The organism is Neorhizobium sp. LjRoot104 (assembly GCF_964253725.1).
Classification (GTDB): domain Bacteria; phylum Pseudomonadota; class Alphaproteobacteria; order Rhizobiales; family Rhizobiaceae; genus Neorhizobium.
Window position 1 is genome coordinate 356149 of sequence record NZ_CAXURS020000001.1, and the last position, 11915, is coordinate 368063.

Consider the following 11915-nt stretch of genomic DNA (forward strand, 5'->3'; position numbering starts at 1 on the left):
TGTTGAAGGGATGATCACGGAGGTTGCAGGGCCGGTTATTGAGAACACGGCTCCTGAGCCAATCGGTGAGACAATTACCCCCGCTTATGAGGCGATGCGGGTCGTTCGATGCGATGCCGGACTGGGAAATCTCAGCGAGCGCGATTTTCTCTTTTCGGGTCGAAAAGCAAGGTTAGTCATGGCCTATGTCTCGCCCCATGTGGATTTTAATACGGTCGTTGCCGGCATTCGCAGCAGATGCGGTGATATTCCTCTGATCGCCACAACCACCTCGGGTGAGCTTTGTGGCCAGGCCGCGTTGAGTGGCGAGCCCCTCTATTGCGGGGCCGAGGGGAACTGGAACAATCTGGTGGTGCAGATCTTCAGCCCGGATTTGTTGGAGACTGTATCCGTTCATGCCGTCGGTCTTGCCAATGAGGATATCCGCGCCGGCCGGCCGTCTAAGTCGCACGACGCGCGAATAGGCGAGATCGTCAGAAATCTTTCCCGGGTCAGCGTACCGTTCGAAGTCTCGTCGCAGGACACATTGGCATTGACGTTGATAGACGGCCTGTCGGCTTCCGAGAATTATTTCATGGAAGCCGTCTACCGAAGCGATCGTTTCCCCTGCCTCTTCATCGGCGGATCGGCTGGCGGCAAGCTCGATTTCAAGAATACCTTCATCTATGACAACAATCGCACGCTTGAGAATCATGCCGTCGTCGTCTTCGCCAAGATAGCCAGGGGCACGCGGTTCGGTATCTTCAAGAGTCAGAATTTCGAACCCACAGGACGTTCTCTGGTCATCATCGAGGCGTCGGCGGAGACCCGGCAGGTCAAGGCTGCGGTCGATATAGCAACCGTCGAGATTGTGCCGATCGTCGATGCGTTGTGCAAACTGATAAACTGCAAGCGGCATGAATTGTCCAAGAAACTCGAAGGTTATACTTTTGCAGTTCGCATGAATGGCGAACTCTTCGTGCGCTCCGTAGCCGGGATCGACCTCGAAAAGGGTGTCGTGAACTTCTACTGCGACGTCAATCCCGGTGATGAACTGCATCTGGTCAAGGCCACCGATTTCGCCAGCCAGACGCGCCGTGACATGGAGGCATTCTTTCGGGGCAAACCCCGGCCGGTGGCGGGCATCCTCAATGACTGCATTCTGCGTCGGCTCGGCAATACCAGGGAGTTGCACCAGCTTGCCGGCGCCTGGGACATTCCGGTTGCGGGTTTTTCCACCTTCGGCGAACTCCTCGGCATCAACGTCAATCAGACGCTTACGGCGGTTGTTTTCTTCAGGGTCGAGGAGGGGCAGTCGTTCCATGATCCCTATGTCGATCAGTTCGCCATCCACTACGCGCGCTTCTGCCGCTATTTCACCGAAACCCGGCTGAATCGGCAGCAATTGATCAACCAGATCCGCAAGAAGGTGATCGGCAGGCTGACCGACTTCATCGAACGTTCGGCCATGCTGACCGGTCAGCTGGACCAGGTGGTCGGCCGCACCGACGACATGCGCCGCAACGTCGAAACGATGCAGGGCGACATGGAACAGCGTATCCGCGACGTTTCGCGTGTCGATCAGCAAGGGGTTTTGGAGGAGGAATTCCGGAAGGTCGCGGTCATGATGCAACGGCTGAACGATATCGTCAGTGTCATCGACAAGATCACGATGCAGACCAACCTGCTCTCGCTCAATGCCACCATCGAGGCGGCGCGTGCCGGCGAAGCCGGGAGGGCCTTCGCGATCGTCGCCAACGAGGTCCGCAACCTCGCTACCAGCACGAAGCAGACCCTGGACACCAGCCGGGAATCGCTGTCCCAGGTGGAGGAGTCGATGAAGCTTCTCGGCCACCATATCGCCGTTTCCGAAGACAAGCTGGGTCACGCGGAGGTAGGCTACGGCGAAATATTCGGCCAGCTCAGTGCGCTCTTTTCCTCCTTCTCCAAGATCAATGAGGTCATGGTGGAGGTTGAGCGGATGTCGCAGAGCCAGAAGTCGATGATGGGGCAGGTCGAGACGGACATGGAACGGCTGCGGCGTATCGATGCATGACCGAAACTTAGCGTAATCGGCTCAGTAGTTCGGGCAGTTCTCCCAGATGGGGGATCTCGTGGAAACGCGGGACCGATGCCGGCTTTTCGACATTTTCCAGGACCCAGGTCAGCGCATGCGGCACGAACACGCCGTAGCTTCCGGCCGCGATCGCCGGGACGATGTCGGATTTCAGCGAATTGCCGACCATCATCGCCCGTTCCGGGCCGTCCGCGACCTTCGAGAAGATTCGGCGATAGGTGGTGGCGTTCTTCTCGCTGACGATCTCGACCGCATCGAAGAAATCGCCGAGGCCGGATTGCGCCAGCTTGCGCTCCTGGTCGAACAGGTCGCCCTTGGTGATTAGCACCAGCAGATATTCGCCGTTCAAGGCCTCCAGCGTCTCTTCTACATGCGGCAGGGTTTCAACCGGATGGCGCAGCAGGTCGCGGCCGATATCGAGGATTTCGCCGATGATCCTGGTCGGCACCTTGCCGTCGGTGATCTCGATCGCCGTCTCGATCATCGACAGGGTGAACCCTTTGATGCCGAAACCGTAATGGGACAGGTTGCGCTTTTCAGCTTCCAACAGCCGCTCGGCAATATGCGTGCCTTCGGCGAACCCGCCGAGCAGCTTGGCGAAGTGTTCCTCCGTCAGCCGGTAATACTGTTCGTTCTGCCAGAGCGTATCGTCGGCATCGAAGCCGATGGCGGTAATCGGGCGCATGGATCTGCCTCCATACGCTGATATGGCGAAAAAGAAGGTGCCGGGCAAGATGAAAGGCTGCTCCGACCGCTATCGCCAAGCTGCGTCACTTGCCGAGCGCCCCGGCCACGCCCGTAACCTCGGCGTGTGTCCCCCGCGGCCTGGTGCAGAATCGAGCGCGTCACCTCACAGGGCGATGACGTCGTGGACAGCCTGATAATTCTTGTTGAGTTCGCCATAGGGCGCCACCGGCCAAGTCCAGGCCCGCCTTGCCGCTGGCGCCGGCACGCCGCAGAGCAGGTCGGCCTCTTCCAGCATATGGCCGCTTCGGTCGGCCACCCGGTAGGCGGTGTCGGTGATCAGCGCCGTCTTGCAGGGCAGCGCCGCCAAGCCGTCGAGATGCGCCCGGACCAGCCTTTCCAGGATGTCGTTGCGTGCAGGATTGCCTTCGGCCTCCAGCCGGCGTTTCGATCCGACCCCGATCTGCGAGAGGACGTTGGCCGAAACCACGAGATCGAGATACGGCACCTGCCGCAGGAAGGAGAGCGGTTCCGCAACCCTGCCGGCGACCGCATCGTCAAAACCTGAGATATCGCGGGAGATCAACCGGACATTCCTGAAACGCTTTGCCTTCAGCCGCATCCGCACGCCCGCCAGATGCACGAGGTCGACCAGCACGACCGTATCGAATTTAGCCGAGAGATCCTCGATAGGCACATCGCGCAGCAGGCCCGAGCCGAGCACCACTGCGGTCCGCCGCTGCTTCATCCCGGCGATCGTCTCGCGGATGAACGCCTTGCAGCTTTCCTCATGGGCCGCCCAGTCCTTCGCGCACCGCCCGGCCCGCGACCACAGGCTGACGGAGGAGCGAATGAAGGGACGGAATTGTTTTGGCGTGACCAATGCGGTCGCGGCATATTGGATGGCTTCGGTGAGCATGGATTAACGATAGACCTTACTGCGATGGCCGATTTCGATCGCGGATACGAGCGGCCTCGCTATGCCCCATCTTCTTGAGCTGCTTGATCGCGCCGGCCTGAAATTCAATCTTCCAGACCAAGCTCGCGCTCCATCTCCTCCCAAGTATAGACCCGTTCGCCGTTGCGAATCCGTTCCATGGCGGCTTCGGCGAGCGCGATGTCGTGCAGGTCTTCCAGATGCTGTTCCAGGACTTCCTTCACATAGGCGTCCGGCTCCGCACCGGCCTGCGCTGCATATTCGGCAATCAGCCTGTGCATCTCTTCCGGCATTTCGATCGTGACGCGCTTGTTCATGGCCGTTGCCCTTTCATCGTCGCAATATATAGCATCGCGCCTGCGTGTTCACCAGCCGCCGCCCTTGCCGCCCAGGCCTCTATCCTCTAAGAAACCGCACACAAATCCGGCCTCTTCCGGCCGTCGGCAATGGAATTTCGATCATGAACGACAAGAGCAAAAAGCCCCAGAAACTCAAGGCCCGCCTGCCGCGCGGCTTCGTCGATCGCACCAGTGCCGATATCCATGCCACCAACGAAATGATTGCAAAGATCCGCGAGGTCTATGAGCGCTACGGTTTCGACCCGGTCGAGACGCCGCTGTTCGAATATACCGATGCGCTCGGCAAGTTCCTGCCCGACAGCGACCGCCCCAACGAGGGCGTGTTCTCGCTGCAGGACGACGACGACCAGTGGATGAGCCTACGTTACGACCTCACCGCGCCGCTCGCCCGCCATGTCGCGGAGAATTTCAACGAGATCCAGCTGCCCTTCCGCACCTATCGCGCCGGCTACGTCTTCCGCAACGAAAAGCCGGGCCCGGGCCGTTTCCGCCAGTTCATGCAGTTCGACGCCGATACCGTCGGCGCGCCGGGCGTCCAGGCGGATGCCGAAATGTGCATGATGATGGCCGACACGATGGAAGCGCTTGGCATCAAGCGCGGCGACTACGTGATCCGGGTGAACAACCGCAAGGTTTTGGATGGCGTCATGGAGGCGATCGGGCTTGGTGGCGAGGACAAGGCCGGCCAGCGGTTGAATGTGCTGCGTGCCATCGACAAGCTCGACAAGTTTGGCCCCGAGGGCGTGCGCCTCCTGCTCGGCGCAGGCCGTAAGGATGAGTCCGGCGACTTTACCAAGGGTGTCGGGCTGGATGATGAAACTATTGAGTTTGTGATCGCGGTCGTTACCAACCAGCCCTTTGTACTAGGGCTAGGTTCAAAGCCCAAAATTGACGAAATAACTGTTCGACTAGATGCAAGTTCTGCTGCCACAGAAGGCTTTGCTGAACTCAAGCTGATAGAATCACTTATCACCGAGGCCGGCTATAACGACGGCCGGATCAAAATTGACCCGTCGTGCGTCCGCGGTCTCGAATATTACACCGGCCCGGTCTTCGAAGCCGAACTTACCTTCGACGTCACCAACGAAAAGGGCGAAAAGGTCGTGTTCGGCTCGGTCGGCGGCGGCGGGCGTTATGATGGCCTCGTGTCGCGCTTCATGGGCCAGCCGGTCCCGGCGACCGGTTTCTCGATCGGCGTCTCACGCCTGATGGCGGCGCTGAAGAACCTCGGCAAGCTCGGTCAGGACGAGGTGATCGCTCCTGTTCTGATCACCGTCATGGATGGCGATGTCGAGAGCATGGGCCGTTACCAGCGCTTCACCCAGGCACTGCGCAACGAGGGCATCCGTGCCGAGATGTACCAGGGCAACTGGAAGAAGTTCGGCAACCAGCTGAAATATGCCGACCGCCGCGGCTGCCCGATCGCCATCATCCAGGGCGGCGACGAGCGGGCAGAGGGCGTCGTTCAGTTGAAGGACCTGATCGAGGGCAAGCGGCTGTCCGGCGAGATCGAGGACAATGCCAGCTGGCGTGAGGCGCGCGTGGCGCAGGATACCGTTCCCGAGGCGGATCTGGTCGCCAAGGTGAAGGTGATCCTGGCAGCCCAGGCGGAGGATCGGAAAAGGGCGGGCAATGCGTAAGCTTAGACCCCTCCCCAACCCCTCCCCACAAGGGGGAGGGGCTTTCGGCGGCACCGTACTGCCCGACGCATCCTCAACATATTCGGCGACGTTTCTGATCGTTCTCAACGAGGGCCGCGGGTTAGTCCCTCCCCCTTGTGGGGAGGGGTTGGGGAGGGGACTTGTCTCTGGAGCGATCCCATGCCCCTGATCGACATGCCCGACTTCTCTGCCGACCTGCTCGCCGAATTCGCCGCCCGCCGCACCGAGCGGGTCAACACGCCGGTCATCCAGCCGGCCGAACCCTTCCTCGACATGGCCGGCGAGGATCTGCGCCGACGCATCTTTCTGACCGAGAGCGAGACCGGCGCCAATCTCTGCCTGCGCCCGGAATTCACCATTCCGGTCTGCCTGCGCCATATCGAAACGGCCACCGGCACGCCCAAGCGCTATTCCTACCTCGGCGAGGTTTTTCGCCAGCGCCGTGAGGGTTCCCACGAATTCTACCAGGCCGGCATCGAGGATCTCGGCGACAAGGACATCGCCAGTTCCGACGCCCGCGCCATCGGCGATGCGACCGGCATACTGAAGGCACTGCTGCCCGGCAAAAAACTCAGCCTGACACTCGGCGACCAGGCGGTGTTCGAGGCGGTCGTCAAGGCGCTCGGCCTGCCGTTCGGCTGGCAGCGGCGGCTGATCCACGCGTTCGGCGATATGGAACACCTCGAAGCCCTGCTGGAGCGGCTCGCAAGGCCGCAACCCGTCACCGGCCTCGATCCCGGGATCGCCGGACTGATCGCCTCCGACAACGAGGCGGATCTCGTCGCCCGTATCGACCGCACCATGCAGGAGACAGGTTATTCCACCAATGCCAGCCGTTCGCCGGTCGAGATCGCGAGAAGGCTCAAGGAAAAGCTGGAACTGGCCGAAACCCGGCTCGATGGCACCGCTCTGCTCCTGCTGCGCGAGTTCCTGACGCTGCAACTGCCGCTCGGCGAAGCGCCTGCCGCATTGGCCGGCTTTGCCGATGCCGCCGGCCTGAAGCTGGGGGCAGCGGTTTCCCGCTTCGATGCCCGGCTGGCGGCGCTCGCCAATGCAGGTGCCGATCTGTCCGCCATGACCTATCGCGCCGCCTTCGGACGTCCGCTCGATTATTATACCGGCCTCGTCTTCGAGGTGACGGAGGCGGGGTCCTCAGCGGTGCTTGCCGGCGGCGGCCGTTTCGACCGGCTGCTGACGCTGCTCGGCGCCAGGGAGCATATTCCGGCGGTCGGTTTCTCGCTCTGGCTCGACCGGATCGAAACCGCGAGGGCATCCAGATGAGCACGATCACCATTGCTCTGCCCTCCAAGGGCCGTATCAAGGAAGATACCGCAACAGTCTTCGAGCGTGCCGGGCTTGCGATCTCCGCCGTCGGCAACGACCGTTCCTATCGCGGTCGCATCGAAGGCATGGAAGGCGTCGAGATCGCCTATCTCTCAGCCTCCGAGATCGCCCGCGAGCTTGCCAGCGGCGCCGTCGATTTCGGCGTCACCGGCGAGGATCTGGTGCGCGAAGGCATGGCCGGCGCCGACGGGCGCGTGGAATTCTGCGCCCGCCTCGGCTTCGGCCAGGCGGATGTGGTCGTCGCCGTGCCGGAAATCTGGCTCGACGTCGAAACCATGGCCGACCTCGGCGACGTGGCGGCGGATTTCCGCGCCCGCCATGGCCGTCGGCTCGCCATCGCCACAAAGTACTGGCGGCTCACCCAGCAGTTCTTTTCGAGCCAGCACGGCATCCAGCTTTACCGTATCGTCGAAAGCCTCGGCGCCACGGAAGGCGCGCCGGCCGCCGGCCAGGCGGATATCATCGTCGATATCACCTCGACAGGATCGACGCTCAGGGCCAACCACCTGAAGATCCTTTCGGATGGGGTGATCCTCAAGTCGGAGGCCTGCCTCGTGCGGGCGCGCAAACCGGGTCACGAGGAAGACCCTCGGGTTGCCAGGATCGTCGAGGCAGTCCGCGCCGCGCTCTGAGTTCTAAGGAGGAGGAAGGACGATGCATGTAACCGGTCGATGCCATTGCGGCCATGTGACCTATGAGGCCGAACTCGACCCGAAGCGGATCAGCATCTGCCATTGCACCGATTGCCAGGCGCTCAGCGGTTCGCCCTTTCGCGTTACCGCCGTCGTGCCGGAAAGCAATCTGAAGCTCACCGGGCATCAGCCGAAGCTCTACCGCAAGGTGGCCGAGAGCGGCCGTGTCCGCCAGCAGTATTTCTGCCCCGAATGCGGCTCGCCGCTTTTCGTCAACGGCGAAGGTGAGGCGGCCAGGATCTGCGGCATCCGCTGGGGCAGCATAGATCAGCGGGCGGAGTTGAAGCCGCAGCGCCAGATGTGGTGCCGTTCAGCCGTTTCCTGGCTGCCGGAAATGACCGAACTGCCGGCAGTGCAGACCGATTGAGATCATAAAAAAACCCGCCGGACTTCTCATCCGGCGGGCAGTCTTGGGCAGGGAATTTCGAAAGCTTAGGCAGCGATTGCGACAGAACCGCGGCGGGCATCGACGGAAAATGCACCGGCGCCGACTGCGGCCAGGGTCAGGAAGCCACCGGCAATCGTCAGGTTCTTCATCATCATCAGGCTGTTAAAGAGCGTCAGCAGGCCATTGGCGGCTTCAGGGAAGCCCGGGACGTTGATGGCGCCCGAATGGAAGACGAATGCGGTGAAAGCCGAGAAGGCAGCCAGCAGCAGCGCTGCGATACGCGTCTGGAAGCCGGTCAGCACGGCAAGGCCGGTGATCAGTTCGAAGAGGCCTGCGACATAGGCGAGCAGCGTGGCGGCGGGCAGGCCGGCACCGGTGATCATGCCGGCGGTGCCGGAGGGATCGACCAGCTTCTGGAAGCCGGACATGACGAACATGCCGGCCAGAAGGATACGGCCGACGAGAAGCAGGGAATTGGTCGTGGTGGTGGACATTATTTGGTCTCCGGATCAGTGCCCTTGATTGGACACACGGTTGAATTCTCTGGGACCCTATGTGCCTCATTTCATCTGTCTTCGGAAGATGAACGATGATTGACGGTTTGTTCGATAAAAGGAGACGATCGTTTACGCGGCCGCCTGTTCGACCTTAACGAGAGCCCGGCATAGTGCTGCATGGCAAACGGGGTCGATCGCCATGCCGATATCCTGCGCCATGATGTCAAGCGCTTTGGAAACCGGCATCGCGGCCCGGTAGGGTCGGTCCGCGGTCAGCGCGTCGAAAATGTCGGCGGCGGTCAGGATGCGGGTCAGCGGGCAGATTGCCTCACCCGTGAGGCCGCGCGGATATCCGCGTCCGTCGAGCCTTTCGTGGTGCGCACCCGCAAGCCTCGCGAGCTCCCGGAACGCGGAGATTTTTGAGAGAATATCCTCGCCAAGGCCGGGATGGCTGCGAATCACGGCAAATTCCGCCTCGTCCAGCTTGCCCGGTTTGTCGAGGATCTGGTTGGAAACACCGAGCTTGCCGATATCGTGCAGCAGTGCGGCGCGCCTCAGGTACCGGCGTTCCTCTTCCGGCATGCCCAGCTCCTCGGCGATCATGTCGGTGAACAGCGCGACGCGGCGGCTATGGCCGGCGGTAAACGGGCTCTTGGAGTCGACCACATCGGCAAAGGCTGCCGCGACGTCGTCGAGGTAATCGTCGTCGACCAGATATGCGCCATCGTCACCGAAATTCGCCGCCAGTCGTTCGGCAAGATCGGGCGCTGTAAGCGCTGTCCAGAAACCGGATGCAGCGGAGACCGTCTTGAATGCATCGACCAGTACCGGATCGAACCATGTCCCGGCTCGCCGGATGACTTCGCGCCGGGCGCTTTCGGCTCCCGCACTGGTATGGAAGACATCCGCCACCTGGGTGATCAGCGCGATGCGGGCGTAAAGCGAAATGGCCTCGCCTCTCAGGCCCTCCGGCTGGCCCTTGCCGTTCCAGTGTTCGTCGAGGTCGAGAATGCCGGTTGCGACCGCCTCTGAAAAGCGCATGCGCCGCACGATATCGGCGCCGCGCTGGCAGCGGATCTCGACGAGCTCGCGGGCGATCGTCCCGGATTCCTTGAATGTGGTGATCAGGGCGCGGAACCGTTCGGCAAGCCCGGCCTTCATGCCCGTGTGGGAGAGCACGAAGCGCAGCACCTGCGGCAGGCTCTCGTCGACGGTCTTGATACCCCGCTTGAATTCGATGTCGTCGGTGAGGAACAGGTTGCAGATGCGGGCAGCATTGCTGCTGCAGCCGATGTCCTTGAGAAGCAGGGTGTAATAGAGATCGGTCAGTTCATCCGCCGGTATGCCGATCTCGCGGCCGATATGCATGCCGATCCAGGCGCAGCGTATGCCGTGGCCCGCCGGCTGGCCCTCGGTCAGGTCGAGCGCATAGCTCAGCGCATTCAGGAGTTCTGATCGCGTGATGCGTTGCGATGTCGCTGCTGCTGACATGACTGTCCTCGACTTGGGCACGCGTAAAATCGCAGAAACTTTCTAAGGAATTCCCTCTCGGTTTCCGCGGATTTCTAGTCAATCGCGGCAATCTCGCAATTGTGAAGATCGTGGATGCAGAAGGTCGGAAGCCAGCTTGTTGGAATTTGGGATCAACTCTCTTCGATCCGGCGCGCATCTTCCGGCAGGACCGAAAGTTCGCGCCAGTCGATCTCCTCAAGCAGCAGATTGTATTCGTCGACATTGACCTTGTGCACCGATCGAAGCCTTTCCAGCTCTTCCCGTTGCGCGGCAATCGCCGTCAACGCGAGCCGCCGGTAGGTCTCGAGCGAGGCGGCGTCCTCGATACGGGAAGCGGCCATCTGCTCGATGCGGAACTTGGAGCGCAGCAGTTCCGCCTCCGTCTCGCCCGCGCCGTCGAGCCTCGAAAGGCCGGCGAGGGCGATCTTGCCGCGCAGGGCGGCGAGTTCGCCGTGCCCCTCGGCACGCCGGTCGAGGCCGAGCCACCGGATGATCGGGGTGAGCGTCAGTCCCTGGACGACGAGGGTCGCAAGAACCACAGAAAAGGCGGTCAGCACCACCACGTCGCGCTGCGGAAAGTCCGACGGCAGGGCAAAGGCGGTAGCAAGCGTCACCAGGCCGCGCATGCCGCACCAGCTGGCCAGCAGCGCCTGGGTCGTGGTCGCGGGTTCCGGCCTGCCGCGGCTGCGCTCGTGCCAGGCGGTGAGGCGATTGTAGCCGACACAGACGATGAAACGGACCACGACGACAATCACGATGGTGAGCAGCGAAAACTGCGCGGCGTCCCAAAGATGGTCCGCCGGCATTCCGCCGACGATATCGCGAGCCTGCATGCCCATCAGCAGGAAGGCCATGACGTTGAGCACGAAGACGACTGCGGTCCAGACCGCATAGGACTGCACCCGCATGCGCGCCGAGGAGCGCGCTTCGCTGCTTCTCGCAAGCGTCATCGCGAAGGCGACGATGGCGAGCACGGCCGACAGGCCGAGGCGCTCCGCGACGATCCAGAGAAGGAAGGTCTGTACGAACTGCAGGAGGATTCCGCCGAGCGTGCCTGCAACAAACCGCATCAGGTGCCGGACCGCCCCGGCGGCGAGGATGCCGAGCAGGATGCCGCCCGGGACCGCAACGGAGAGATGCAGCGCCACGCCGGTATCGAGACTGCCGGCCGATTGCACCGAAAGCGCGGCGTCGAAGATCAGCAGCGCTGCCGCATCGTTGAACAGGCTTTCACCGCGAAGGACGGTATCGGTGGTGCGCGGGATCGACATCGACGACAGCACGGCAGTCGCAGCCGCCGCATCGGGTGGAGCGACGATCGCACCGAGCACCAGCGCGGCGGCGATCGGCAGTCCGGCAAACGCCCACCCCGCAAAGGCGACGGCAGCCGCGGTCGCGAGGACGCCGCCGATCGCGAAGACGAGCAACGGCACCCAGAACCGGCGGGCGATCCCGATCGGAAAATCAAAGGCGGCATCGAGCAGCGCCGGCGCGATGAACAGCGCCAGGGCGGTATGCGGGTCGAGCGAGATATAGGGCATGCCCGGCACCAGCGCGACCGCGGCACCCGCCAGCGCCAGCATGGAGGGATAGGGCACGGAAAGCCGGCGCGAGATCTGCAGAAGCACAATCGCGACAAGCAGCAGGACAAGCAGGCTTTCGAAGAAACTCATGGCGAGACTGTAGTTGTGGTCTGGATCTTTGTCAGCCGTGCCTCGTCCGGCAGACAAACAAAAAGGGCGACCCGAGGGCCGCCCTTCCTGAACTGAACCGGTTGGCTCAGAT

Annotated in this window: 11 protein-coding genes; 5 read left to right on the forward strand and 6 right to left on the reverse strand. The window is 62.1% G+C overall.

Features of this window, described 5'->3' with window-relative positions:
* Window positions 1-178 precede the first annotated feature (178 nt).
* Entirely contained in the window at window positions 179-2035 is a 1857-nt protein-coding gene (locus tag ACSQ8R_RS01720; protein WP_436251792.1) for an FIST N-terminal domain-containing protein, read from the forward strand.
* A gap of 7 nt (window positions 2036-2042) precedes the next feature.
* On the opposite strand, the gene ACSQ8R_RS01725 is transcribed toward ACSQ8R_RS01720, so the two are convergent.
* The 3 genes from ACSQ8R_RS01725 to relB all read right to left on the reverse strand — a co-directional run bounded on the left by ACSQ8R_RS01725 (window position 2043) and on the right by relB (window position 3994).
* On the reverse strand, window positions 2043-2741 hold the full coding sequence (locus tag ACSQ8R_RS01725) for an HAD family hydrolase (protein ID WP_436251793.1): 699 nt from the start codon (window positions 2739-2741) through the stop codon (window positions 2043-2045).
* Window positions 2742-2906: 165 nt separating this feature from the next.
* A complete protein-coding gene (locus tag ACSQ8R_RS01730) occupies window positions 2907-3659 on the reverse strand; it encodes a hypothetical protein (protein WP_436251794.1) in 753 nt (250 codons plus the stop codon).
* A 104-nt stretch (window positions 3660-3763) separates the two neighbouring features.
* A complete protein-coding gene (relB, locus tag ACSQ8R_RS01735; RefSeq protein WP_052754031.1) occupies window positions 3764-3994 on the reverse strand; it encodes a type II toxin-antitoxin system RelB family antitoxin in 231 nt (76 codons plus the stop codon).
* A gap of 143 nt (window positions 3995-4137) precedes the next feature.
* Between relB and hisS the strand changes: the two genes are divergently transcribed.
* From hisS to ACSQ8R_RS01755, 4 genes are all read left to right on the forward strand, one after another.
* Window positions 4138-5676 (forward strand): histidine--tRNA ligase, encoded by a 1539-nt coding sequence (gene hisS / locus ACSQ8R_RS01740; protein ID WP_436251795.1) that lies wholly within the window; start codon window positions 4138-4140, stop codon window positions 5674-5676.
* A gap of 180 nt (window positions 5677-5856) precedes the next feature.
* Complete coding sequence (locus tag ACSQ8R_RS01745; RefSeq protein WP_436251796.1) at window positions 5857-6978, forward strand: ATP phosphoribosyltransferase regulatory subunit; 1122 nt, start codon at window positions 5857-5859, stop codon at window positions 6976-6978.
* Complete coding sequence (hisG, locus tag ACSQ8R_RS01750) at window positions 6975-7673, forward strand: ATP phosphoribosyltransferase (protein WP_436251797.1); 699 nt, start codon at window positions 6975-6977, stop codon at window positions 7671-7673. The genes ACSQ8R_RS01745 and hisG overlap by 4 nt, the downstream gene beginning before the upstream one ends.
* Window positions 7674-7695: 22 nt before the next feature.
* Window positions 7696-8100: a GFA family protein gene (locus tag ACSQ8R_RS01755; RefSeq protein WP_436251798.1), complete on the forward strand. Its 405-nt coding sequence runs from the start codon at window positions 7696-7698 to the stop codon at window positions 8098-8100.
* A 65-nt stretch (window positions 8101-8165) separates the two neighbouring features.
* Here ACSQ8R_RS01755 and ACSQ8R_RS01760 read toward each other — a convergent pair whose 3' ends face one another.
* The 3 genes from ACSQ8R_RS01760 to ACSQ8R_RS01770 all read right to left on the reverse strand — a co-directional run bounded on the left by ACSQ8R_RS01760 (window position 8166) and on the right by ACSQ8R_RS01770 (window position 11803).
* Window positions 8166-8615, reverse strand: coding sequence for a DoxX family protein (locus ACSQ8R_RS01760; RefSeq protein ID WP_436251799.1), 450 nt, complete (start codon window positions 8613-8615; stop codon window positions 8166-8168).
* Window positions 8616-8747: 132 nt separating this feature from the next.
* A complete protein-coding gene (locus ACSQ8R_RS01765) occupies window positions 8748-10109 on the reverse strand; it encodes an HD-GYP domain-containing protein (RefSeq protein WP_436251800.1) in 1362 nt (453 codons plus the stop codon).
* A gap of 152 nt (window positions 10110-10261) precedes the next feature.
* Window positions 10262-11803 carry a cation:proton antiporter gene (locus ACSQ8R_RS01770; protein WP_436251801.1) on the reverse strand — a complete coding sequence of 514 codons (1542 nt, stop codon included), beginning with the start codon at window positions 11801-11803 and terminating at the stop codon, window positions 10262-10264.
* Between the last annotated feature and the right edge of the window lie 112 nt (window positions 11804-11915).